The sequence below is a fragment of the Ensifer adhaerens genome (assembly GCF_028993555.1).
Taxonomy (GTDB): Bacteria; Pseudomonadota; Alphaproteobacteria; order Rhizobiales; family Rhizobiaceae; genus Ensifer; species Ensifer adhaerens_I.
Window position 1 is genome coordinate 1,925,138 of sequence record NZ_CP118610.1, and the last position, 24,386, is coordinate 1,949,523.

Here is a 24,386-nt window from a genome sequence, read left to right on the forward strand (position 1 = left end):
GGGCGTTTTCCATTGGGGTTCGTGTATGGCGCCCGGCAGCCACGCCCCTTTAAAGATCGGCGCTCTCGAAGCCCGGCAGGCTGTCAGGCTTGCGCCATGAAAGGACATCGCGCTCTGCTGCATCAATAAAGGAACGGTAGAAGTTGAAGGCGCGTCCCATCTGGCGAGACCCCTGCTCGGAGAAATGCCCGAAGTCTTCGAAGAGCGAGACGCCCTTGTCCGCGACCTTGCAGCTGTCCGCGTCACAGAGATAGTTCATGAAGCTGACGACCGGGTACTCGTCGGCGATATCGGCGACCACCTTCAGCACGTCCTGGTCATACTTGCGCACGTCCTTCAGCGCCGGCTCGCAGCGCTGATCCGGTTCGCCGAGCAATCGTGCCCTGGCAACGCAGAGCCCCGTGTCGCGGCCGTCATGCGGCGTCGGCGCCACGAAGACGGCTTCGAAGCCATTGGCCTCCAGCCAGGCGAGCGTCGCCCGCAGGCCATCGCTGAGAAGACTGACTTCCGACGGCATTTCCCTGCGGCCGTCGACGAGTACGGTCTCCTGCTGCAGATACTGGCTGAGCTGCGAGGAGAGAACGACGTAGCGGATCGACCGGTTGGCGAGCAGAAAGCGGCGAACGTCTTCATTGTAGCGTGCGCAGTCCTGCGGCCAGTTGCGGCCGAGCCGGGGAACGACGGGCGAAAGGTTCAGGAACGGCCCGCAATTGTTCTTGGCAAGCTGTACCAGCCGCACATCCGGCTTCGAGGCGATGACGCCATCGACGAGGTGGCGGGCAAAGGAATCGCCCCATATCGCGACTTCCGGCTTCGGATTGGTGGCGCATCTGAGATCGGCAACGGCATCGCACTTCTTGCCAAGGCCAACGCTCGGCTGTGTCAACTGCGCGAGCTCGCGGTTCCTTGCAACCAAACCGTCCGAACCGTCAAATCCGAAGCCAAGCGCAATCGCCGCCGATCCGGCGGCAAGCGTCGCACCGAAGACCGCGCCGCGGCCGAAGCGTTTTGGTTTGCGAAAGGGCTGCTCGACGAAACGCCAGCTGAGATAGGCGAGCACGAAGCACAGCACGATCAACAGCGCATAGCCCTCGGCCGGGATGCCGTCGATCGCCCTCAGCCGCGCGAAGGCGAACACCGGCTGGTGCCAGAGGTAAAGGCTGTAGCTGATGAGGCCGATCGCCACCAGCGGCCTCAGCGACAGCAGCCGGCCAACGGCGGTGTCGCTGTGCGCAAAGGCAAGGACGAGTGCCGTTCCGAGCACCACGGGCACCGTCGTAAAGCCGGGATAGAAGGCGGATTCCGGAACGAAGAAATAGGTTGCGATGATCGCTGCCAGACCGAGTGCCGAAAGCAGTTCGCGGCGGCCTCTTGCCAGGTCGAGCCTGTCGGGGCCAACAAGCGCAAGGGCTGCGCCGATGCCGAGCTCCCAGAGGCGGCTGGGCAGAAGATAGAAATTCGCCGCCGGATCGACCCGCGCCAGAAGCTGCGTCATGGCGAAACTCAGGGCGACCAGCGCCAGCACCACCTTCAGGGCCGTTGCCGCAGACAGGCGGCGCAAGCCAAGCAGGAGCAGCGGAAAGACGAGATAGAACTGCTCCTCGACCGCCAGTGACCAGGTGTGCAGCAGCGGCATCAGATCGGTGCTCGGCTCGAAATAACCGGTCTGATCCCAGAACAGGAAATTCGAGGCGAAGAAGTTCACCGCATAGAGGCTCTTGCCGAACGCGTTGAGCTCCTGCGGCAGCATCCACATCAGCGCAAACGGGATGGACACGGCGCAAACCAAAAGGAGCGCGGGCGCGAGCCGGCGGGCCCGCCGCTCGTAGAAGCCGACGATGCTGAAGTTTCCATCGCGGATTTCGCGGTGGATGATCGAGGTGATCAGAAAGCCGCTGATGACGAAGAAGACATCAACCCCGGCAAAACCGCCGGCAACGAGGCCGTACCCGGCATGGAACAGGAGGACTGGCACCACGGCAAGCGCGCGCAGTCCATCGATTTCGGGTCTGTAATGCATCAGCTGGGGAGAAACACTCGGTGGCAGGGGCCGCTGGTTAACACGGCCCTGACGACAGGACCATTGCCGCCCGGTCTATATCCACATTCGCGCGATTTCTGGGCACGGCCGCCAATCGACCCCGCGGCGACCGGACGTCGCCGCGGGAAAACACGAGATATCCGCCAATCTGCGGGCAGCCTCAGGCCAGTGCACGCAGCCCTTTGAGATACCGGCGCCAGGCTTCGAGCCCGATCTCGATGTCCTTGCGGCCGAAGCCGACACGGAAGCGATCGGTCGCGACCGGAAGAAGATCGGAAACGAAGAGGCTCGAAGGCAGGAGGAGCACGCCCGCCTCCTCCACCAGCCGCCGGCAATGGGTCTCGACGCCGTCGGCGCCCAGATAGCGGGCAAAGCCGACGCAGCCTCCATCCGGCGCCTGCCATTCATAAAGATCGGGAAATTCCGCAAAGAAGGCACCGAGCTTTTCAAGGTTGGCGGCGACCAGCGCCCGGTTGCGATCGAGGATAACAGAGCGCGCCTTGAGCGCGATCGTCGCCAGCACTTCCGACGGGCGCGAATTGCAGATCGACAGGTAGTGCTTCATCTTCTCCATGCGCTCGAGCAGCGCGTGATCGCGGCAGGCGATCCAACCGATGCGCAGACCGGGCAGCCCATAGGCCTTGGACATGACGTTCAGCGAGATGCCGCGCTCGAAGCAATCGGCTGCCTGCGGCAGGCGCAGCGCAGGATCGCGCTCAAGGCCGCGATAGACCTCGTCGCTGAAGAGATGGATGCCGCGTTCGGCGCAGAGCGCCACCAGAGCCCGGAACGTCTCCTGGTCGGCAATGGCACCGGTCGGGTTGTTGGGGAAGTTGACGCAAATCAGCTTCGTGTTGGGCCTCAAAGCAGCGCGCACGTCGGCGATATCGAGCCGCCAGTTGTTTACCGGCCGGAGCGGCACGCCGGTGACAGCGCCGGCGATCGTCACCGGCAAAGTTTCCATCGACTGGTAGTTCGGCACCGTCACGATCGCGTGGTCATCGGGCCCGAGCAGGGCCAGCATGGCACAGTAAAGCCCCTCTTCAGCGCCGGCAAAGCAGAGGATGTCTGCGGCCGAAAGCCCCTCATAGGTGGCGGCGATTGCCGCTCTTAGCGCCGGCGCGCCATAGGTCTCGGTATAGCCGAGCGTCACGCTCTCCCAGGCGGCGCGATCCTCATCGTCGGCCAGTGCCAGCAGGTCGCTCATGCTGGTCGTCTGGCTGTCGCTTGCGGTCATATGGTAGCGGGCGCTGAACTCCCAGCGGGAGAAATGGGTTTCCAGGCGGAAATCGGGCAAGGTCGTCATGGAAGGCTCCTCCTCTCGGGCGCCTGGCGGCACGCGAAACGGTTATGGGTCAGGCAAGCCCGGGAAAGCGCGGTCTTCGTCCGGAATTGCGCGTGTTTCAATCAGGGTGCCTCGCCGCGCGCTGCAGCGAGGTAATTGTAGATCGAGGCGCGCGATGCGCCGATGAGGCTTGCAAGGTGATCGACGGCATTGCGCGTCTGGAACAGCCCGCGCGCGTCGAGTGCCGCCGCCAAGGCGACGCGATCGCTCCGCTTCAACGCCGAAAGCGCGAGCCCCCGCTCTTTCAGCCAGCCGTGCAGCGTCGCGTTGATCTCCTCACGCCAGTCGCGCGCAAAAAGCGCCTGCGGCCTCGGCTGCTCGGCGCCGGCGAAAGCCGAAAGCAGCTTCACCGCCGTATCGATCATCGACATATCCAAATTGATGCAGAGCAGCCCTACCGCTTCGCCCGTTCCATCACGCAGCACGGCGGAGATCGACTTGAAGCGACGACCATCCGCGCCGGTCTTCTCGTAAGGACCGAGCACGGCGTCGGCACCGCCCACCGCGGCAAACTCTTCCTCGATCAGCGAATCCTCGCCGACCGCGCGGCCGGAAAAGCAGTTCCAGATCCCCGCAATCGTCCCCGTCCTGAGATCATGCAGCACGACCTCGCCATGCGGATAGAGCAAGGCGCTGATCGCTGCGGCCGTCGGTGCATGCATGGCGAGAATCGAGGTGAAGCCGGGTGCAATGGTCATGCCCGTTTATTTCCGAATTTGGACTTATTGTCAATATTGGATGATTTGTTGAAATTCGGCATATGCGCTGGCGCTTGCGCACCGATGGCCGCTGGCCTATCCCCGATGACAGGAAGATTCGCTGCTTGCGTGTTCGTGCCGGAAACGGACGAAACCATGCGGCATTAGTGCTACAGCGGCCCGTGCGCGTTTCGCAAAGCGCGCGGCGCGGCCGGAGACGCAGACGGGAGTCACACATGAACGCCGGCCCAGCCTCCTTTCCCGACCGGGATACAGTCGCCGAAAAGCTCGGGGCTTTCGGCGAGGCGGACCAGTCGTTCCTCCGACTCCTGATGGAAAACCCCGAACAGGACGAGCGCCTGATGGATGGCCTCTATCGCCATCTCGACCTCGCCTCCGAGGCCAAGTTCCTCAACTCGCTGAAGCTGGAAAAGCTCGGCCAATGGCTGGGCAACGAAGCCCCGGCCCGCCTGCAGATGCGGCTGATGGAAGCCGGCCGTTCCAGCCAGCACGCTGCCTATCAGGCGTTCAAGGCGGGGCTTTCTAAATCGGATGGATTGGGGCGCGCGTTTCCGAAGGCGTGAACGTTCACCTCGAAGCATGGCGCGAGAACAGCCCTCACGCTCTCCGCGCAGGCTTTGAGATGGAACGAGCGCGACGGGCACATGAGGCGGCGCGAAGCCCGCGCCCGACGAATGCCCCTCACTGTCGTGCCTGTCATCTCTCCCCGCAAGCGGGGAGAGCCGCTGGGTGCACCCTCCGGTGCCAAACCTCAGGCATCCTTAATCTCAGTCTTCGCGATGGGCGAAACCGCCGCCACCTGCTCCCTTCTCCCCGCTTGGCGGCGAGAAGGTGCCGGCAGGCGGATGAGGGGCTCCCTCACCGCGGGATGAGGGGCAAGACCGCCTGACCAGGCCTCAGTTGCGCGAACCGTCAAGCCCCTTGGCGAGCCGCACCAGATTGACGAACTCGCTACGATAGCCGAACGGATCAGCACCCTTGGCGGCCGATGCAAGGTTGATGACGGCGTCGTAGGAATAGTCGTTGAGAGCCGTCACGCCCGAGAGCTTCTGCCCGAAGGACGCAACCGCGACGGAGAAGCGCACGTCGCCCGATGCCTGATCGAGCGTCGGCACCGCATTGGCCTCGGTCACCGGCGTGGTGATCAGTTCGCTTTTGTCTCCGTCAGGCTTCTTGTAGCGGATCTTGAGGAAGGCAAGCTCGCCGCCACGCGGGCTTGCATCGGCTGCCGGTTTCTGTGCCTCCGCGTAACGCAGGTCGTCGTTGAGCACCGCGGGGCTACCCTTCGGCGTCACCTCATAGATTGCCGTCACGCTATGGCCGGAGCCGATGTCGCCGGCGTCCACCTTGTCGTTGTTGAAATCTTCGCGCTTCAAGGCACGCGTCTCATAGCCGATCAGCCGGTATTCGGCGATCGCTGCCGGGTTGAATTCCACCTGCAGCTTGACATCCTTGGCGATCGGGAACAGCGACGAGCCCGCCTCCTCCACCAGCGTCTTCTGCGCTTCGGCAAGTGTGTCGATATAGGCGGCCGAACCATTGCCGTTCTGGGCGATCGTCTGCATCAGCGCGTCGTTGTAATTGCCGCGGCCGAAGCCGAGCACCGACAGAAAGATGCCGCTCTTGCGCTTGTCCTCGATCAGCCGCTTCAGATCCTCGTCGCTCGACGGGCCGACATTGAAATCGCCATCCGTCGCCAGCATGACCCGATTGACGCCGCCCTTGACGAAGGCCTTTTCAGCGAGGCCATAGGCCGCGTCGATGCCTTCCGCACCGGCGGTCGAGCCGCCCGGCTGCAGCGTGTCGATCGCAGCAAGGATCTTCGCCTTATCTTTCACCGCCGTCGGTTCCAGCACCGTTCCGGCATTGCCGGCATAGGTGACGATCGAGACCGTATCCTCCGGCTTCAATCTCTCGATCAGCAGCCGGAAGGCGCCCTTGAGCAGCGGCAGCTTGTCCGGCTCGTCCATGGAACCGGAAACGTCGATCAGGAAGACGAGGTTTGCCTTCGGCGCCTGCGCCGGCACGACGTCATACCCCTTGATCGCCACATGCATCAGCCGCGTGCCACCGTTCCAGGGCGTCGGCATCACCGTCACCGTCGCCTTGAACGGCGCCGCGGTGGTTTCGGGCCGCGGCCAGTCATAGGGGAAGTAGTTGACCATTTCCTCGACGCGCACGGCGTCGCGCTCCGGCATCTGTCCTTCCATCAGCGAACGACGGACAAAGGCGTAAGACGCCGTGTCGACATCGACCGAGAAGGTCGAGACCGGGTCGGTCACAACGCTCTTGACGGGATTGCTGTCGGCCTTGCCGAAGCGCTCGCGGTTTTCTTCAGGCGCGATGAGCATTTCGTCCTGGACGACCGGCGCCGGCATGGCAGCCTCGCGCTTGGCCCCTCCGGCTGAAGATTGACGGCTCAACAACCCAGCTATTTCGTCGGCATTAAATTTCTCAGCTTCCCCCTCAGCGGCCGCAGCGGACCGTTGTTCCGCGGCCTTCGCCTCCTGCTGGTGCGCCGACAGCGCATCAGGAGCAAGCTGCGACGGCGCCGGCTTCTTCGTATCCTGCACCACCGTTGCCGGGAGAGCGGGTTTGGGGGTCGGCTGCGGCACCACTTCACGCTTGCGGGCAGCGTTCTCGGCATCCACCCGTGCGGCCGATGCTTCGGGCTCTGCCTTCTGCTTCTGGTCCCTCAGCGCGATCTCCTCAGCCCGCTCGCCGAAAGGCGCACTGTTGCGCGTCAGTTCGAGCGTCAGGAAGGCGGCAGCGGGCACGACCAAGAGAGTGGCCAATGCCGATCCGGCAAGCAGTTTCCGGTTCATGATGGGGCTCCATATCCGGTTGAAGATGGAGCTTGGACGAACCGGCTGGACCGATCCTTGGGTGGCCGTCGAATTTTTCTCGGCCTCGTCGAAAGACTGCATGGCGGCAGCGAGCGCGCGGGCGCGCGCTTCCGGAGAAGCCTTCGGCGGGGTAAGCCGGCCAAGCTTTTCGAAATCGTCGCTCATGATCGCACTGCCTCCTTGCCGAGCAATGTTTTCAGGCGCTTGCGCGCCTCGTGCACATGCCAGGATATGGTTGCTTCCGAGCAGCCGAGCACGTCAGCGGCCGCCGCATGGCTCAGTCCCTCGGCGTAAACGAGCAGCACCGCGTCGCACTGTTTTTCCGGCAGTTCCCGCACCGACGCCCATAGCGCCTCGCGCTGCTCGTCATCGGGATCGTCGGGCGGTGCGATCGTCGCCTGCTCGCTGGCATAGGCCTGCATGCGCCGGCCGTCCCGCGCCTGCCGCCGGCGGTGGTCCCGCGCGGCATTCAAAGTCAGCGTATAGAGCCAGGTGCGAAACCGGCTGGTGCCGCGAAAACCGCGGATCGCCGCACCCAGGCGCAGGCAGACGTCCTGGGCGATATCCTCGGCATCCGACGCGTTGCCGGACCAGCGCCAGGCGACCGCATGGACAAAATCATAGTGGCGTTCGACCAGCTGGCCGAAAGCCTGCCGGTCTCCACCTACCGCCTTTTCGACGAGTTCAGCGTCCAAATCCGTGCCCGCCCTCACCTCATTTGAACCTTAGACGTTCAAGGCCGCTCATTCCTTGGGTGGTCGGCATATTTTTTTTGCGGGATGAGGAAAAGTGCGCGCGGTTTTCCGCCCGCATCTCGCGCCCAAAGAAAGTCAGCGTGGAAATTTTCCGACGACGGCGATCATCGGCCCCATCGGAAACAGCCGGTCGTGGCGGTTGATGTCGGGCGAATAGACGCTCGAAATCGTGCCGTCGAGGAAGAGCGCGTTAGGGCAATCGAGTGCATCACGAAACAGCGTCGCGAAATCGTGGAAACGCACCGGGCGTTTCGAGATTGCGAAGACCACCTCGCCTTCCGATGTCACGCCGACGCCGTTGCGGGTTTTCAGGCTTGTGCTATCGGGCAGGAAGCGCGGATGCAGCTTGCCGTCGATCACCAGCATCGGCCCGGATTGGGTGGCGAAGCGCGGTGTGAGCTTGGCGTCGCGATAGGCCTCCGCCGCCATCACTCCCGCCTTGCCGTCGTCGACGTAGAACACTCCGTTCGGAAGTAGATGGAAATTGCCCCAGCCGGTATTGGTGTTGAGCGGCGCCTGCTCCTGGCCCTCCTCGATGTGAAGCCCCACCGGCGACAGGTCGTCGTGATACATGCCGCCGTTCATGGCAAAGGCCATGTATTCCTCGCGGTGGCGCAGTTCGAGCGACAGCGCCCGGAACGAGCGGAAAGGCACGCCCGCCTGATCCTTGTTGTAGAGGCGGATATCGCTTGTCGCCGGATCGAACGTGCAGGCGATGTAGTCCTGCCCGAGATGGCTGACATCGCGGCAGGCGCCGAGTGCAGGCCCGGCAAGACCGGCCGACAGGACAGCACCAACGAGAAAGGGTTTTGGAAAAAGCGGCATGGCAAAAGGTCCAATCGAATCAGACACCAAGCATGACCGAGATTGCGGCGGTTGTGGCGCAGGATCGGGAAGAATGCCATTCGATCAATGCGTGATGGAGCGTGCTGGGTCAGTGAAACCGTCCGGATATGCGCCTGGAAGCTGGAGAAATATTCCAGCGCGCGACGGGTGGAGATGCAGCATCAACCTGCGGCAAGCCGCCCCATGGTGATCACAAGCCCGTAGCATCCGGCCACAGCCGCCAGTCCGAAGATCACGCAAAGGCAGGCAAAACCGCCGACGCCGGAAAGCACATAGGACGTGGGATCGCGATCGAACACATTCTGCGACAGCGACGGGAGCAGCCGCTTTTCGCGCAGCGTCGTCGCCAGCTTCAACGCGTGGCGCCTCGTCTCTTTTCTCACCTCGCGGTAGTTGTTGCCGATGGCCCAGACGGTCAGGAGCAGGCCAAGCGTGCTGACGGCGAGTGCGAATTTTCTCAGGATGTCGATCGCATCGGGAACGAGGCCTCCGGCGAAAACCGAGCGATCAATCAGCGCGTCGAAGCCGGTGATGCAGGCAGCAATCACCGCAACATGGCCGGCGCCGATCGCCAGCAGGCGTTTATAGGCCTCGTTCAAAATCTGGCTGTTGGCGGCGTGGATGCTGTCGAGACGAGAGATCTGCGCTTCTACGTCCTCGCGCGAAAGCTGCGGAGGATAGTTACTCACGGATACGACTGGGCTGCCTCTCATACGATGGACTCCAACGCCACGCGGTCCAGATCGGTGTAAATTCGATAATATTATCTTTCCAAGACATCTCCAATTTTAGTCATTTTGGAGATTTCCACCATCTTTGCAGACAGGAAGGCCAGCCGGGCCGCCGAGACCACTGTGATTTGCGGGGCGTCGCCCCGCAATCATAAACGCCATCGATTTTCGTGGGTTAGCACGATGCGGCCTGAAACCCGGGGACACTTTCCTCGTCCCGCGCTAAAGGCTGAGCGCCGCCATGTGGAAGCGAAGCTGCCCCTCAGAATATCGAGAGTCGCTGCCGACGGGACAGGCAGCGCGCGAGAGGCAGCCGGCCGACAGGCAGCCGGCCCTGCCCGCCTCGCTGCGCAGATGGCCGCGACAGAGGCCGACCTCGAAGCGCTCTTCGGCGAGCGCATTTGCCGGACAGGCCGACATGCAGGGCTTTGCGGTACAGCGATCGCAAGGATGCTCCGCTGCGCGCTCGCCGGTTTCAGGAAGCGGCCTGTCGAAGCCAAGGGCGCCGCGATAGCCGTGCCACAGGCCAAAGCGCGGGTGGATGAGGATGCCGAGCGGCGAAGGCTTGAGGCCTTCTGCCTGCATCGCCCATTGCTGGAACGGCTGCCAGGGCGGATCGGACGGAAAAAAGCACGTTGCGCCAACGCTCTCGGCAACCGGCTGGATCACCGTCTTCGACCAGGTGTCGAGCGGATCGGCACCGCCGCGATCAGGCATGCCATCCCGCCAGGCGCCGAAGGGCGGCCAGAGCGAGCCGCCGATATTGCCTGTCAGCACCACGCTTGCCGCCGGCCGCCCATCGGCCAGCAGCGGTGCTGCCTCTGCGGAAGGGAAGTTCACCGTTCCGCGCAAAAAAAGTCCGTGCGGCGCCAGGGCCGCACGGATCATCTCGACAATCTTGTCCGCTGTCGCGGCAGGCGCCGTCATTTCGGTTTCGGCCCCTGGTGTTCGTAATGCGGGCGCCAGACCTCCTTCTGGATCATGTCGGCCACCTGCGCCGCGCCGCCTTGCTCCCTGGCTCGCTCGGGACCCTTTCAGGTGAAAGCGTCCGGCATCGAGTCCTTGCGCATGGCGATATAGGCCTTGAGCTTTTCGTCGATTTCAGGATCGAGGTAAGGCGCTTCGTAGTGCTCCAGCCAGCTGCGGCAGAGTGCATTGGCGCGCTGCTCGATCCGCTTTTCGCCTTCCACTTCCCACTGTTCGAAGGAATTGTTGTCGGCGAGCGGCGAACGGTAGAAGGCGGTCTGGAAGTTGGCCTGGGTGTGGGCGCAGCCGAGATAGTGGCTGCCCGGACCCACTTCGCGGATCGCGTCGAGCGCCTGGGCGTTTTCCGAAAGATCCACGCCTTCGGCCATCTTCTGCATCATGCCGAGCTGGTCCTGGTCGATCATGAACTTCTCGTAGGACGAGATCAGACCGCCTTCGAGCCAGCCGGCGGCATGCAGCACGAAATTGGTGCCGGCAAGCAGCGTCATGTTCAGCGTATTGGCCGATTCGTGCGCTGCCTGCGCGTCCGGAACCTTGGAGCCGCAGAGCGAGCCACCGGTACGGAACGGCAACTTGAGGCGACGCGCCAGCTGGGCAGCGCCGTAGGAAACGAGCGACGGCTCCGGCGTACCGAAGGTCGGCGCACCCGACTGCATCGAGATCGAGGCGGCAAAGGTCCCGAACAGAACCGGCGCGCCCTTGCGGATGAGCTGGGTGAAGGAGGCACCGGCGAGAACTTCGGCCAGAATCTGCGTCAAGGTGCCGGCAACCGTCACCGGGCTCATGGCGCCCGAGAGGATGAAGGGCGAAAGCACGCAGGCCTGGTTGTGCCGGGCATAGACCTTCAGCGCCCCCACCATGGTCTCGTCGAAGACCATCGGCGAGTTGGCGTTGATGAGGTTGAGTGTCACGCAATTGTTTTCGACGAAGTCGTCACCGAAGACGATCTTCGCCATGGCGATCGTGTCTTCCGCGCGTTCCGGCGCCGTGACCGAGCCCATGAAGGGTTTGTCGGAGTATTTGATATGGCTGTAGACCATATCGAGGTGGCGCTTGTTCACCGGGATATCGACCGGCTCGCAGACCGTGCCGCCGGACGAATGCATCGACGGCGCCATATAGGCGAGCTTCACGAAATTGCGGAAATCCTCGATCGTCGCATAGCGGCGGTTGCCTTCCAGATCCCGCACGAAGGGCGGGCCGTAGACCGGCGCGAAGATCGTCGCCTTGCCACCGACCTGAGCGCTGCGCTCGGGGTTGCGAGCGTGCCAGGTGAATTCCGAGGGCGCCGTCTTCAGGAGTTCGCGGCAGAGGCCCTTGGGGAAATGCACGCGCTGGCCACGCACGTCGGCGCCGGCTTGCTTCCAAAGTTCGAGTGCCTCGGCGTCGTCGCGAAACTCGATGCCGATTTCCTCGAGAATCGTGTCGGCATTGCGCTCGATGAGCTGCAGGCCTTCCTCGTCGAGGACCTCGTATTCGCGAATCTTGCGCTGGATATAGGGCAGAGACGGTCCCGGACCGCCACCGGTGCGCGATGCACGCCGTGCCGCCGCTCCCCGTCCCTCGCCACGCGCGCGGCGACCGCCGCCTTCACCCGCGCCCTGATCTGTCACGTCGCTCATTCGCTTTTCCTCTCCCGCGCATCACTTTTTGCGCCTTCAAGCATCAATTGGCCCTAATGCTACCAAGCATCGGGGGCCTTGCGGGTCTCAATGCGCCAAGGAGTGGCGCAACTCGAACACTACCGAGAAGCGACCACAAGGCGCTAAAAACCGCGTGGCGCGAATATATTGTTTTTGTTAAGAATATGCAGGCGTCAAAAGAAGCTGCCCTCCCGTCGCTTTTTGTCATATGCGACGTCGCTTTCGAAAACAGATTTTTAGAAATCGAACGCTATGGATTGATGGACGCGCCCGGAATTTTTGCGCGGCCGTGCCAGGAACCGAGGAACCCCAATATGGCAGACGATGAAATCATTCTCGAGGACCTTTCCGACGAAGAACTCGTGCAGCAGATGCACGACGACCTCTATGACGGCCTGAAGGAGGAAATCGAGGACGGAACCCACATCCTGCTCAAGCGTGGCTGGACGCCCTATGACGTGCTCACCCAGGCGCTGGTCGAGGGCATGCGCATCGTCGGCATCGACTTCCGCGATGGCATTCTTTTCGTGCCGGAAGTGCTGTTGTCGGCCAACGCCATGAAGGCCGGCATGACCATCCTGCGCCCGCTGCTCGCCGAAACCGGCGCGCCGAAGCTCGGCAAGATGGTGATCGGCACCGTCAAGGGCGACATTCACGACATCGGCAAGAACCTCGTCGGCATGATGATGGAAGGTGCGGGCTTCGATGTCGTCGACCTCGGCATCAACAACCCGGTCGAAAACTACCTCGAAGCCATCGAGCGCGAGCAGCCGGACATTCTCGGCATGTCGGCGCTTCTGACCACCACCATGCCCTACATGAAGGTCGTGATCGACACGATGAAGGAAAAGGGCATGCGCGACGACTACGTCGTTCTCGTCGGCGGTGCACCGCTGAACGAGGAATTCGGCAAGGCCGTCGGCGCCGATGCCTATTGCCGCGACGCGGCGATCGCGGTTGAAACCGCCAAGGACTTCATGAAGCGCAAGCACAACCGCCTGGCGGCCGGCTGAGCTTCGAAGACCGTGAAATGAAGAAGCCGGCCGCAGGGATGAAATCCGCGGCCGGCTTTCTTATGTGTGGTCGGACTGCTTTCGGCGGGTCGGTCAAACACTTGGGGGCAGACCGGTCCATCGTTTCATTGAAACGCTGAAGCGATCCGGCTCTCCGATCTGACGCAATCCGAGACAGCGCTAGTTGACGGAGTGTGCCACCTTCTTGCCGGCCGCCTGTGTCGCGTTGACCGTGTTTGCGGTATCTTGCCCAATGCCGCGGATGGTGTTGCCGCAGGCAGTGAGCGTTGACAGGGCGACGAGGACGGCGCCGACGATCGCAAGACTCTTAACTTTCATGGTCAGGGTTCCTTCCCGCTAATTGCCAAGTGGAATCAAGATGGAAAAAGTATCGTCCGCAATAGAACGTGCACAACCGAAAAAAGTTCACGTGATCGGTTGTGGCGCCATCGCGCGCGAAATCCTGGCGATCTGCGAGGCAAACGGGCTCGCGCATATCGACCTCAACTGTCTGCCCGCCATCTGGCACAACACGCCCGAAAAGATCACGCCCGGCATCCGTGACGCGATCGCCAGGGCGCGGGCTGATGGATTCGAGCGCATCTTCGTCGCCTATGCCGATTGCGGCACCGGCGGTCATCTCGACCGGTTGTGCGAGGAGGAAAAGGTCGAGCGCATCCCCGGCCCGCACTGCTATTCCTTCTTTGCCGGCAACGAGGATTTCGCCCGCCGCTGGGACGACGACATCACCGCCTTTTTCCTCACCGACTTCCTCGCCCGCCAGTTCGAAGCCTTCGTCATCGAACCGCTCGGCCTCAACCGCCATCCGGAGCTGCGGGACATGTATTTTGGCCACTACCGCAAGCTGGTCTACCTCTCGCAACAGGAAGATCTGGCGTTGCAGGAAAGAGCGAAGAAGGCGGCGGACTATCTCGGCCTCGAATACGAGTACCGCTTCACCGGCTATGGTGACCTGACGACGTCGCTACTAAGGGCGTGAGGCGGAGGCGCGCGGTGTCGCAGGTTGAGCCATCAGACGCCGACCTTGCTAGCGCGCATTTACTCTGTCGGCCGAATGGGCGTCGCTACCGGCCCGCACGCCCTGATCGGCCTTCCCGCGCATAAAAGAACGCTGCACAACCTGCTGGCTACAACTTCCCCCTTGGCCACAGGATTGCCCCTCATGAGCGCACTGCTTCCCGCCGAACTCGCCTGGTATGTCACCGGCCGCTTCTACGAGGCGAACGACGGCACCTTGGCCGACTACGGCTATTTCCTGCATCTGCCCTTGCTGGATGCCCGCATGTTTGACGGTGAACCGGGCGAAACGACCGCCCATTTCACCTTCGCCGCCAAGCCGTTCAAAGCGCAAGCGGCGGCAAACGGCGCGCTGTCCCTGGGGCTCGACCCGGTCGGCGAGTTTTCGCTCTATCTTCAGCGCAAGCCGGTTGGAACCTTCGATGACCCCGCCTCCTTCGCCGAGGGAGAATGCATCGCCACGTTCCGGCGGACCAGCCTGGTGGTGGGAACCACCGTATCCGACACCACGGGCGGGACGACGACTGCGTTGCTCGGCACCAATGTGTTTTCGGCCCGGCTGATAGCAAGCGCTACGTTTGATTTCGGCGGACGCCGCCACGATGTGGCACACTATCTCGGCCCGGGCATCACGCAGTTCGGTACGTCCGCCGGCACGCAGATCGAGCCGACGCCGGTGGCATACAAGCGGGTCCTGCCGTTTACGGGCTCGGCCATCGCGCTCGGGAGAGCCGGCCAGGACCGTCCTGGAACCTGACGCCGCCAGCGCTCTTTGCCGTTGGCAATGACAATTGCCCGGGGCGCTCATCGGCATGAGCGCTCATCGGCATGAGCAACCATCGATACGACCACATACCACAGGCATTCGCACAACGCCGGGCGCGTGCTGGCGGCGCGCCATGATCATGTCTTCCTCGGCGGCAATCACGAGCGCAACGAGCGGCGGACCTGGATCGTCATCGCGGTCACCGCAACGATGATGGTGATCGAGATCGCGGCCGGTCAGGTCTTCGGGTCGATGGCGCTCGTTGCTGATGGCTGGCACATGTCGACCCATGCCGCCGCGATGCTGATTGCAGCACTCGCTTATCTCTATGCCCGCAGGCACTCGAACAATCGCCGCTTCACCTTCGGCACCGGAAAGCTTGGCGACCTCGCCGGTTTCTCCAGCGCCATCGTGCTGGCCCTCATCGCGCTCTTGATCGGCTGGGAAAGCCTGAAGCGCCTGAGCGCACCTGTCAGCATCGACTTCAGCGAAGCCATTCTCGTGGCCGTCGCGGGCCTCGTGGTCAACCTCGTCTGCGCCTGGCTGTTGAAGGACGATCACAGCCATCACCACCATGATCACCACGGGCATCATCATGGAGGTGGAACCACGGGCCGCCTAGCGACGACGCCAGAAACCGGAGTAGCCGATGACCCATACCATCCGCGAGAAGCAGAAACTCATCAACCGGGTCCGTCGGCTCCGGGGGCAGATGGAGGCGGTCGAGCGGATGCTGGAGGAGGAAAAGGGCTGCGCCGAGGTGATGCAGGTGATCGCCGGCATCCGCGGCGCCGTTAACGGCCTGATGGCGGAAGTTGTCGAAGACCATATCCACATGCATCTGGCCGCAGCCGACCTGTCGCAGAAGGATCGGGACAAAGGGGCGGCAGAACTGGTGGACGTGGTGCGCGCCTATATGAAATAGGCCGGGCGACGCCCAGGCGGCAGCGGCCGTCCACGGCGGCACTCTCGAGCCGCCTGCGCAGACCTGATTCCCGCCGCAGCAGCAAAGGATTGTGGGCAAGCGGACCACCACGGCTTGCCGCCGGGGCACCGGACACTATTGTTCGACCGCAACGCACCAATGCTACAGGACATCCCATGAAACTCGGCTTCATCGGCACCGGCGCTCTCTCTTCCGCGATCGTCACCGGGCTCAAATCGCTTCCGGGCGAAAAGACCTCGGTCGTGCTGTCACCACGCAACGAAGAGATCGCCGCAGGCCTTGCCGCCGAGTTTCCTGATGTGCGCGTTGCGGTCGACAACCAGGCGGTGCTCGACGATTGCGACACGGTCATGCTGGGCGTCCGGCCACAGATCGCCCATGACGTGCTACCGCAGTTGCGCTTCCGGCCGGATCACCATGTCGTCAGCCTGATCGCGACCTTTTCCCGCGACGAAATCGCCGCGATGATCGGCCCGGTGAAACGGGTGACCAAGGCCTTGCCGATGCCGATGATCGCGATCCGAATGGGACCGACGATCATCTTCCCGCCGGACGCTGACATGGCGGCGTTTTTCGGAAGGCTCGGCACCGCGATCGAGGTCGCAAGCGAGAGCGAGTTCGATGCGCTGAGCGTGGCGACCGCCACCTATGCCAGCTACTTCAAATATCTCGAAACGATCCATGGATGGCTGAAAGACAATGGCGTCGACGACGCCAAGGGCCGCGACTATGTGGCCTCGCTGTTTGCAGCACTCGGTCAGGCACCGGAAACGACCCCGGATTCAAGCTTCGCGCATCTGGCGGCGGACTATGCGACACGCGGCGGCATCAATGAACAGGTGTTGCGAGAGCTGACTGAGCACGGAACGTTCGACCAGTTCAGGGAAAGCCTGAACGGCATCCACAGGCGCATCACCGCAGTGTCGTGACGTCGGCTGCGGCGCGGCCTCAGACGCGAAGCTCGATCACATCAGGCGGGTTCCTGGTGTAATCGGAGTAACGGATCCAACGGGGCTCGACCCGAAAGACCACGGCGCCCTTCTCGACGAACTCCCTCTCCGCCGGGACGCTTTTGACATGCGCCTCCTGATATCGCTCGAGATCACCGGCGGGGACCTTCGTCGCGTCGCCCTCATATTGCACGGTGATGTTGTCGTCCCAGCCGATGACGAGCGCGACGCGGCTCTGCGCCAGGAGGTTTGCGAATTTACGGGTGTGTTCGAACGTATCGAACACGATTTCCAGGTCGTCTCTCACCGAGAAATCGATGGCCGCGGCTTCAGGCCTGCCGTCCCGGCCACAGGTCGCGATCACCGCCAACGTGTGCTGCCGCAAAAATTCAAGGATCATGTGTCTGGCTTGAATGTCGCCCATTGCTGCATCCTCCTGGATGGCTGGGTGCGTTGCCGGTGGAAGCGAATTCGGTCCGTGCTGCCAACCTCAGCTTGACAAGGCGGTGGGGCGAGTCAAGGTGATTGCATGGCTATCGGCAACCATGCGGCGAACCGGCGGCAGCGCGGCGCCCTTGCCGTGAGGCCAGGCGGAAGAAGATCACCACGCCTGTCGGAGGAGACAGCAGTGAAAATCCTCGACTATGTGCCCTACGCCCTGGGATGCGCGGCCGGGCTGCTTCTGGCTCTGCTGATCGGTGCGATCTGCAACCTGACGGAAGACGTCGCACTGGTCGAATCCGTGGCTCTCGTCGTTCTCGGCGGCGGTGTGGCCGAATGGTACTGGAACCAGTTAAGCCGGCGGTAACGGGCAAGCCCGCATATCTGTGGCCCTGTTCACCCTGGGGCCGCCATGACCGACATCGCAAGTCCGAATCAAGCCGCCGGTAAAAGCCCCGGCCGGATCGTCGTGGTCACGGCCGGCGGCGAAAACCCGTGGATCATGGTCAATGCGCTCGCGGCGCGCTTTGCCGATGTCACCGTTTTGGAGGAACAGCCGGAATCAAAAGGCCTGTTCCTGCGCCGCCGCGCCCGCAAGCTCGGCTGGCTGACGGCGCTGGGGCAGCTCGCCACCATGATCGCGTCGCGCTTCGGCAAGCGCTTCACACGAAAACGGGCCGCGGAGATTCTGGAGACCTACCAGGTCTCGGGTACACCCGATGCGTCCGTCCCGGTGAGGCCAGTCAACTCGATCAACGATGCCGACGCCATCAGGCAGATCCGGGCGCTCGACCCCGATGTCGTCTTCCTCATCAGCTGCCGCATGCTGACGTCCGGCACCCTTGCGGCCATCCCCTGCCCGGTCCTCAATTTTCATGCCGGCATCAACCCCGCCTATCGCGGCCTGATGGGCGGCTACTGGGCGCTGGTCAATCGCGACGTCGAAAACTTCGGCGCGACCGTGCATCTGGTCGATGCCGGCGTCGATACCGGCGGCGTGCTCTACCAGTCACGCCAGACGCCGGCCAGAAGCGACACGATGCACACCTATCCGCTGCTGCAGACGGCCGCCTCCACAGATATTGCGATCGCGGGCGTCGCGGATGCGCTTGCCGGGACCCTGCGGCCCGTCGATGTCGCAGGCCCGTCACGGCAATGGTACCACCCGCCCATCTGGACCTGGGTCTGGAACGGTCTCAGACGCGGCATCTGGTAGGCGGAGCAAAGGGTTATCGGCCTCCTCACATGCGCGCTAAAAGCCTGAAACTGCGGGCAATCCGCTCCGATCGGCATTGGCACCACGGACCACCCGGCCGACGCTCGTACATCGAAAAAAGCACGCCCGCGACGGCTCGTCGCCACGCGTCGTTTTTGGACATATCCGACGTCGTGTCGAGATGAGCCCGCAAGCCCGCACATGCGCATTGTCGCATTACAGCGCCGCACGTCTTTTCAGACGCGCAAAGGTCGCTGTAGCGCTTTAGAGTGCTGCATGTTTTTGATCTTTGATCGGCACCGATTGAGGGAAACATGCAGGGGGAGGAGAACAACACCCGATGGCAGATCGCATTATCGTCTACTGGCGCGACATTCCGGCCCAGGTCATCATCAAGAAGGGCCGCACGACGGCGAAACGCGAGCTGTCGCTGCGCTTCACCGAGGCGATCGACATGTGCGCCATGCGCACCGGTGCTGCCGAAACCGACGATTATCTCGCTGAATGGCGCAAGGCCGATCCGGTGCCGGTCTCTGACGACCTGGAAGCCGAAGCCGATAGCGCTGCAGCCGAGCTCGAAGCCGCCTACGACCGCGAGCGTCTGGTGACACTGGTCAAGGCCGGAGGCCGCGACAATGGCTGACGCCAAGCCGCCAAGCGAACAGAAGATCATGAAGGGCAACGCGGCACCTGCGGCCAAGGCCGCGACTGGCGCATTTACGCCATCCGGCGTCTCGCCGAGCCGTCGCTCGCGTCACAAATACACCGTCCGGCTCTGGGCGGTGCGCAACTCGCGCTTCCTCGAATGGTTCTACCACCGCTTCGCCGACCTGTTCCTGCTGCTTCATCCGCTGTGGAATGCCATCGGCTATGGCCGGGTGGAGCGGCCGGTGACCTTCGTCGAGCGCCACGTCAAGGGTTTCCTCTTCGACTGTCGCATGTGCGGCCAGTGTGCACTGTCTTCAACCGGCATGTCCTGCCCGATGAACTGTCCGAAGCAGCTTCGCAACGGTCCCTGCGGTGGCGTTCGGGCCAACGGCAATTGCGAGGTCGAACCGGATATGCCCTGCGTCTGGGTGCAGGCCTGGAAGGGCTCGCAGAATATGGAAAAGGGCAACGCCATCATGAACGTGCAGAAACCGGTCAACCAGTCGCTGCGCGAAACCTCGTCCTGGCTGCGTGTAACGGCGGAAGCCGCAGCGCGCCGTGACGCGGCATCCAAGGAAGGCCAGGCATGAGCCCCGACATCAATCCATTCGATCCCGGTGCACCGCTCGAGCCCCTGCCCGGCCATTCCTCCCGCGGCCGCCTTGAGCGCGTGCTGCGCCGTGGCGAGTTCGCCGTCACCGCCGAGCTCAACCCGCCCGACAGCGCCAACCCGCAGGACGTCTACGAGCGCGCCGCAATCTTTGACGGCTGGGTCGACGGTATCAACGCGGTCGACGCCTCGGGCGCCAATTGCCACATGTCCTCGGTTGGCATCTGCGCGCTTCTGACCCGCATGGGCTACGCGCCGATCATGCAGATCGCCTGCCGCGACAAGAACCGCATCGCCATCCAGGGCGACGTGCTCGGCGCTTCGGCCATGGGCGTGCAGAACATCATGTGCCTGACCGGCGACGGCGTGCAGGCGGGCGACCAGCCCGGCGCCAAGCCGGTCTTCGACCTCGACTGCATGTCGCTGCTCGAAACCGTGCGCATCATGCGCGACAATTCGAAGTTCCTCTCCGGTCGCAAGCTGACGACGCCGCCGCAGGTGTTCCTCGGTGCTGCGATCAACCCCTTTGCTCCGCCTTACGACTTCCGCCCCTATCGTCTCGCCAAGAAGATCGAGGCCGGCGCACAGTTCGTGCAGAGCCAGTACTGCTTCGACGTGCCGATGTTCCGCGAATACATGAAGAAGGTGCGCGACCTCGGCCTGCACGAGAAATGCTACATCCTCGTCGGCGTCGGGCCGATGGCATCGGCCAAGACCGCCCGCTGGATCCGCTCCAACGTGCCGGGCATCCATATTCCCGATAGCGTGATCACGCGGCTGGAAGGCGCGCAGGACCAGAAGAAGGAAGGCAAGCAGCTCTGCATCGACATCATCAACGAGGTGAAGGAGATCGAAGGTGTCTCCGGCATCCACGTCATGGCCTATCGCCAGGAAGAATATGTCGCAGAAATCGTACATGAATCGGGCGTCTTGAAGGGCCGCAAGCCCTGGAAGCACGAGACGCTGCCCGCAGATGCGATGGTGGCCGAGCGGCTGGAACATATTCGCGAGGGCAAGGAAGAAAACCAGCAGCAGATGGCCGAAGCCGCGGCCCATCACCCGCTCCATCATTCACATTGAAACAACCGGCGCCGATCAAAAGGCGCCTATCATCGACTTCAAGGGCGTGATTACATAGCCCCCGCCAAGACAAAGGACCCTGCATGACCCGGACCATCGTCGCTTCCGCCACCCGCGAGATCATCATCGGCTTTGACCAGCCGTTCTGCGTCATCGGCGAACGCATCAACCCGACCGGCCGCAAGAAGCTTGCCGCCGAGATGATCGAGGGCAACTTCGACACGGTGATCAAGGACGCGCTGGAGCAGGTTGCCGCCGGTGCAACGATGCTCGACGTCAATGCTGGTGTGACCGCCGTCAACCCGAACGAGACCGAGCCGCCGCTGCTCGTCAAGACGCTCGAAATCGTCCAGGGCCTCGTCGACGTGCCGCTGTCGATCGACAGTTCGGTGACGGCCGCAATCGAGGCGGCGCTGCGCGTCGCCAAGGGCCGCCCGCTCGTCAACTCCGTCACCGGCGAAGAAGAAAAGCTCGAGGCGATCCTGCCGCTTTGCAAGAAGTACGACGTGCCTGTTGTTGCCATCTCCAACGACGAGACCGGCATTTCCGAGGATCCGGACGTGCGCTTTGCCGTTGCCAAGAAGATCGTCGAGCGGGCCGCCGACTACGGCATCAAGCCGCACGACATCGTCGTCGACCCGCTGGTCATGCCGATCGGCGCCATGGGCACCGCCGGCCAGCAGGTCTTCGCGCTTCTGCGTCGTCTGCGCGAAGAGCTGAAGGTCAACACCACCTGCGGCCTCTCCAACATCTCCTTCGGCCTGCCGCACCGCCACGGCATCAATGCCGGCTTCATCCCCATGGTCATCGGCGCCGGCATGACCTCGGCGATCATGAACCCCTGCCGCCCGCAGGAAATGGAAGCGGTGCGCGCCGCCAACGTCTTGAACGGCACCGACCCGAACTGCACCCACTGGATCAAGACCTACCGCGACCACAAACCGGCCGAAGGCGGCCACGTCGTGGCTGCTGCTCCGGCGGCAGCCGGCGGTGGACGCCGCGGCGGTCGCGCCGCCCGCACCGGCGGTGCGGCTGCGAGCGAATAGGACCCTGCTCCCACGCTGAAGCTGAACTTTAAAGGGAGAACGACATTGAGAAGCCATCTGCGCTTCTTGCTGTCTTCTCCCTTTAACCGTCGAAAAACAGGCCATCAGGACACAATAGCGACAGACTTCAAGACTTCCGTCCGGCAACGCAAACGTGGAGACCTCAGATGACACGCCGCCTTCGCCTCGATGCCGCTACCCTCTGGTTCGAAGCCCCTTTCGTGATTGCGCTCCGGCTGCAGGAAATGCAGATGGCCGCACTCACCGGCAAGACGCAGGACGTGACCGAGCTTCACCGCATGGTCTCCGAGAAGATCGCCGCGACCGCCGAAAGCGTCATGGCCGTGAACATGGCGCTCTGGAAAGCCGCCTTCGACAACACCATGCGGCTGATGACCGGCGGCACCGCGTCGGGCCACGGAACAGCGATTGCGTCGGCCGCACTCAGGCCCTATGGCAAACGGGTGCGCAGCAACGCCCGGCGCCTCGCGCGTAAGTGATCCTGTCTGCCGCAACCTAACTGTTTGAAACAGATCGGCCCATGTCGGGATTGGACAACTATCGGGCGGCGTTCCGGTGCAGTCTGAAACCGTTTACCCGTGCTTCGCTTGCCCTAGTGAAGCGACCTGATGAAAGACACCAAGCATGCGCATCGAAGGCACCTCCGAGATCGAGACCAACATGACCGAAGCCGCGCAAAAAGAACCTCTGGTGCTGTTCATGCCTTCGGGCAAGCGCGGCCGCTTCCCGGTCGGAACACCGGTTCTTGATGCGGCGCGCAAGCTCGGCGTCTATGTCGAAAGCGTCTGCGGCGGGCGCGCCACCTGCGGGCGCTGTCAGATCGAGGTGCAGGAAGGCAACTTCGCCAAGCACAAGATCGTCTCGTCCAACGAGCACATTTCTGAAAAGGGCGCCAAGGAAGAGCGCTACGAGAAGATCCGCGGCCTGCCCGACCGCCGCCGCCTCTCCTGCTCCGCCCAGATCCTCGGCGATCTCGTCATCGACGTGCCGCAGGACACCGTCATCAATGCGCAAGTGGTGCGCAAGGCTGCGACCGACCGGGTGATCGAACGCAATGCCGCCGTCCAGCTCTGCTATGTCGAGGTCGACGAGCCCGACATGCACAAGCCGCTCGGTGACCTCGATCGCCTGAAGGTGATGCTGGAGAAGGATTGGGGCTGGAAGGACCTGCTGATCGCGCCGCACCTGATCCCGCAGGTGCAGAGCATCCTGCGCAAGGGCAACTGGGCCGTCACCGCCGCCATCCACCGCGACATGGATTCGTCGCGCCCGTTCATCGTCGGCCTCTGGCCGGGGCTGAAGAACGAAGCCTATGGCGTTGCCTGCGACATCGGCTCGACCACCATCGCCATGCACCTGGTCTCGCTGCTTTCCGGCCGCATCGTCGGCTCCTCGGGCGCCTCCAACCCGCAGATCCGCTTCGGCGAAGACCTGATGAGCCGCGTCTCCTACGTGATGATGAACCCGGATGGCCGCGAGGCCATGACCAAGGCGGTGCGCGAGGCAGTCAATGGTCTCATCGGCAAGGTCTGTGCCGAAGGCGAGGTCGACCGCCACGACATTCTGGACATGGTCTTCGTCGGCAATCCGATCATGCACCACCTGTTCCTCGGCATCGACCCGACGGAACTCGGCCAGGCGCCGTTCGCGCTCGCCGTTTCCGGCGCGCTGCAGTACTGGGCGCATGAGCTCGACATCGACGTCAACCGTGGCGCCAGGCTCTACATGCTGCCCTGTATCGCCGGCCATGTCGGCGCCGATGCCGCGGGTGCAACCTTGTCCGAAGGCCCCTACCGCCAGGACAAGATGATGTTGCTCGTCGATGTCGGCACCAATGCCGAGATCGTGCTTGGCAACAAGGACCGCGTCGTCGCCGCCTCCTCGCCCACAGGCCCCGCCTTCGAGGGTGCCGAAATCTCCTCCGGTCAGCGCGCTGCCCCGGGCGCCATCGAGCGCGTGCGCATCGATCCCGTCACCCTCGAGCCGCGCTTCCGGGTGATCGGCGTCGACAAGTGGTCGGACGAGGACGGCTTTGCCGAGGCTGCCGCCTCCGTCGGCGTCACCGGCATCTGCGGCTCGGCAATCATCGAGATCGTCGCCGAAATGTACCTCTCCGGCATCATCTCACAGGACGGCGTCGTCGATGGCGCGATGGCGGAAAAGAGCCCGCGCATCATCCCGAACGGCCGCACCTTCTCCTACCTGCTGCATGACGGCGAACCGCGCATCACCGTGACGCAGAACGATATCCGCGCCATCCAGCTTGCAAAGGCCGCGCTTTACGCCGGCATCAAGCTGCTCATGGAAAAGCTCGATATCGAGCATGTCGACACCATCCGCTTTGCCGGCGCCTTCGGCTCGTTCATCGATCCGAAATACGCCATGGTCCTGGGCCTGATACCGGACTGCGACCTCGACGAGGTCAAGGCCGTCGGCAATGCCGCCGGTACCGGCGCGCTGATGGCGCTGCTTAACCGCGGCCACCGCCGCGAGATCGAGCAAACCGTAAGCAAAATCGAGAAGATAGAGACGGCGCTTGAATCAAAGTTTCAGGAGCACTTCGTCAACGCCATGGCAATGCCGAACAAGGTCGACGCCTTCCCGAAGCTCGCGACGGTGGTGACCTTGCCGGAGCGCAAGGTGGGCAGCGATGATGGCGAGGGTGGTGGACGCCGGCGGCGGCGCAGCCGGGAGTAGG

25 protein-coding genes and 1 pseudogene are annotated in these 24,386 nt (G+C 63.1%); 15 read left to right on the plus strand and 11 right to left on the minus strand.

The window, feature by feature from the left end; all coding sequences use genetic code 11:
* Positions 1–49: 49 nt before the first annotated feature.
* The 3 genes from PWG15_RS09330 to PWG15_RS09340 form a co-directional block, all read right to left on the minus strand.
* Entirely contained in the window at positions 50–2,020 is a 1,971-nt protein-coding gene (locus tag PWG15_RS09330) for an acyltransferase family protein (RefSeq protein WP_275024142.1), read from the minus strand.
* A gap of 181 nt (positions 2,021–2,201) precedes the next feature.
* Positions 2,202–3,347: an aminotransferase class I/II-fold pyridoxal phosphate-dependent enzyme gene (locus PWG15_RS09335; RefSeq protein ID WP_275024143.1), complete on the minus strand. Its 1,146-nt coding sequence runs from the start codon at positions 3,345–3,347 to the stop codon at positions 2,202–2,204.
* Between the two features lie 101 nt (positions 3,348–3,448).
* Entirely contained in the window at positions 3,449–4,084 is a 636-nt protein-coding gene (locus PWG15_RS09340) for a helix-turn-helix transcriptional regulator (protein ID WP_275024144.1), read from the minus strand.
* 236 nt (positions 4,085–4,320) lie between these two features.
* Between PWG15_RS09340 and PWG15_RS09345 the strand changes: the two genes are divergently transcribed.
* Positions 4,321–4,668 carry a hypothetical protein gene (locus PWG15_RS09345; protein ID WP_275024145.1) on the plus strand — a complete coding sequence of 116 codons (348 nt, stop codon included), beginning with the start codon at positions 4,321–4,323 and terminating at the stop codon, positions 4,666–4,668.
* A gap of 333 nt (positions 4,669–5,001) precedes the next feature.
* Here PWG15_RS09345 and PWG15_RS09350 read toward each other — a convergent pair whose 3' ends face one another.
* The 6 genes from PWG15_RS09350 to PWG15_RS09375 form a co-directional block, all read right to left on the minus strand.
* The gene (locus tag PWG15_RS09350; RefSeq protein WP_275024146.1) at positions 5,002–7,116 is read right to left on the minus strand and encodes a vWA domain-containing protein; all 2,115 of its coding nucleotides are present in this window, start codon (positions 7,114–7,116) and stop codon (positions 5,002–5,004) included.
* Entirely contained in the window at positions 7,113–7,646 is a 534-nt protein-coding gene (locus PWG15_RS09355; protein WP_275024147.1) for an RNA polymerase sigma factor, read from the minus strand. The genes PWG15_RS09350 and PWG15_RS09355 overlap by 4 nt, the downstream gene beginning before the upstream one ends.
* Before the next feature lie 135 nt (positions 7,647–7,781).
* Complete coding sequence (locus tag PWG15_RS09360) at positions 7,782–8,531, minus strand: phosphodiester glycosidase family protein (protein WP_275024148.1); 750 nt, start codon at positions 8,529–8,531, stop codon at positions 7,782–7,784.
* A gap of 182 nt (positions 8,532–8,713) precedes the next feature.
* Positions 8,714–9,265: a hypothetical protein gene (locus PWG15_RS09365; RefSeq protein ID WP_275024149.1), complete on the minus strand. Its 552-nt coding sequence runs from the start codon at positions 9,263–9,265 to the stop codon at positions 8,714–8,716.
* 240 nt (positions 9,266–9,505) lie between these two features.
* On the minus strand, positions 9,506–10,210 hold the full coding sequence (locus tag PWG15_RS09370; RefSeq protein WP_275024150.1) for a ferredoxin: 705 nt from the start codon (positions 10,208–10,210) through the stop codon (positions 9,506–9,508).
* A 107-nt stretch (positions 10,211–10,317) separates the two neighbouring features.
* Complete coding sequence (locus tag PWG15_RS09375; protein WP_275024151.1) at positions 10,318–11,892, minus strand: trimethylamine methyltransferase family protein; 1,575 nt, start codon at positions 11,890–11,892, stop codon at positions 10,318–10,320.
* Between the two features lie 335 nt (positions 11,893–12,227).
* Between PWG15_RS09375 and PWG15_RS09380 the strand changes: the two genes are divergently transcribed.
* On the plus strand, positions 12,228–12,926 hold the full coding sequence (locus tag PWG15_RS09380; RefSeq protein WP_275024152.1) for a cobalamin B12-binding domain-containing protein: 699 nt from the start codon (positions 12,228–12,230) through the stop codon (positions 12,924–12,926).
* 180 nt (positions 12,927–13,106) lie between these two features.
* On the opposite strand, the gene PWG15_RS09385 is transcribed toward PWG15_RS09380, so the two are convergent.
* A complete protein-coding gene (locus tag PWG15_RS09385) occupies positions 13,107–13,265 on the minus strand; it encodes an entericidin domain-containing protein (RefSeq protein ID WP_223727657.1) in 159 nt (52 codons plus the stop codon).
* Positions 13,266–13,305: 40 nt separating this feature from the next.
* Between PWG15_RS09385 and PWG15_RS09390 the strand changes: the two genes are divergently transcribed.
* From PWG15_RS09390 to PWG15_RS09410, 5 genes and pseudogenes are all read left to right on the plus strand, one after another.
* A complete protein-coding gene (locus PWG15_RS09390; RefSeq protein ID WP_275024153.1) occupies positions 13,306–13,926 on the plus strand; it encodes a DUF1638 domain-containing protein in 621 nt (206 codons plus the stop codon).
* A gap of 183 nt (positions 13,927–14,109) precedes the next feature.
* On the plus strand, positions 14,110–14,721 hold the full coding sequence (locus tag PWG15_RS09395) for a hypothetical protein (protein WP_275024154.1): 612 nt from the start codon (positions 14,110–14,112) through the stop codon (positions 14,719–14,721).
* 81 nt (positions 14,722–14,802) lie between these two features.
* Positions 14,803–15,330: pseudogene (dmeF, locus tag PWG15_RS09400) on the plus strand (CDF family Co(II)/Ni(II) efflux transporter DmeF); the annotation flags it as partial.
* Positions 15,331–15,379: 49 nt separating this feature from the next.
* Positions 15,380–15,655, plus strand: coding sequence for a metal/formaldehyde-sensitive transcriptional repressor (locus tag PWG15_RS09405; RefSeq protein WP_275024155.1), 276 nt, complete (start codon positions 15,380–15,382; stop codon positions 15,653–15,655).
* Between the two features lie 176 nt (positions 15,656–15,831).
* Entirely contained in the window at positions 15,832–16,605 is a 774-nt protein-coding gene (locus tag PWG15_RS09410; RefSeq protein WP_275024156.1) for a pyrroline-5-carboxylate reductase, read from the plus strand.
* 19 nt (positions 16,606–16,624) lie between these two features.
* Here PWG15_RS09410 and PWG15_RS09415 read toward each other — a convergent pair whose 3' ends face one another.
* Complete coding sequence (locus PWG15_RS09415; protein ID WP_275024157.1) at positions 16,625–17,050, minus strand: pyridoxamine 5'-phosphate oxidase family protein; 426 nt, start codon at positions 17,048–17,050, stop codon at positions 16,625–16,627.
* A 105-nt stretch (positions 17,051–17,155) separates the two neighbouring features.
* Here PWG15_RS09415 and PWG15_RS09420 point away from each other — a divergent pair, with 105 nt between their 5' ends.
* From PWG15_RS09420 to PWG15_RS09455, 8 genes are all read left to right on the plus strand, one after another.
* The gene (locus tag PWG15_RS09420) at positions 17,156–17,434 is read left to right on the plus strand and encodes a hypothetical protein (protein ID WP_275024158.1); all 279 of its coding nucleotides are present in this window, start codon (positions 17,156–17,158) and stop codon (positions 17,432–17,434) included.
* 45 nt (positions 17,435–17,479) lie between these two features.
* Positions 17,480–18,283 carry a formyl transferase gene (locus PWG15_RS09425; RefSeq protein ID WP_275024159.1) on the plus strand — a complete coding sequence of 268 codons (804 nt, stop codon included), beginning with the start codon at positions 17,480–17,482 and terminating at the stop codon, positions 18,281–18,283.
* Positions 18,284–18,623: 340 nt separating this feature from the next.
* A complete protein-coding gene (locus PWG15_RS09430; RefSeq protein ID WP_275024160.1) occupies positions 18,624–18,926 on the plus strand; it encodes a virulence factor in 303 nt (100 codons plus the stop codon).
* The gene (locus PWG15_RS09435) at positions 18,919–19,521 is read left to right on the plus strand and encodes a methylenetetrahydrofolate reductase C-terminal domain-containing protein (RefSeq protein WP_275024161.1); all 603 of its coding nucleotides are present in this window, start codon (positions 18,919–18,921) and stop codon (positions 19,519–19,521) included. The genes PWG15_RS09430 and PWG15_RS09435 overlap by 8 nt, the downstream gene beginning before the upstream one ends.
* Positions 19,518–20,621, plus strand: coding sequence for a methylenetetrahydrofolate reductase (locus PWG15_RS09440; protein ID WP_275024162.1), 1,104 nt, complete (start codon positions 19,518–19,520; stop codon positions 20,619–20,621). The genes PWG15_RS09435 and PWG15_RS09440 overlap by 4 nt, the downstream gene beginning before the upstream one ends.
* Positions 20,622–20,704: 83 nt before the next feature.
* Positions 20,705–21,667: a methyltetrahydrofolate cobalamin methyltransferase gene (locus PWG15_RS09445; protein ID WP_275024163.1), complete on the plus strand. Its 963-nt coding sequence runs from the start codon at positions 20,705–20,707 to the stop codon at positions 21,665–21,667.
* 167 nt (positions 21,668–21,834) lie between these two features.
* The gene (locus PWG15_RS09450; RefSeq protein ID WP_275024164.1) at positions 21,835–22,167 is read left to right on the plus strand and encodes a hypothetical protein; all 333 of its coding nucleotides are present in this window, start codon (positions 21,835–21,837) and stop codon (positions 22,165–22,167) included.
* Between the two features lie 145 nt (positions 22,168–22,312).
* Positions 22,313–24,385, plus strand: coding sequence for an ASKHA domain-containing protein (locus PWG15_RS09455; protein ID WP_275024165.1), 2,073 nt, complete (start codon positions 22,313–22,315; stop codon positions 24,383–24,385).
* The last annotated feature ends 1 nt before the right edge of the window (position 24,386 follow it).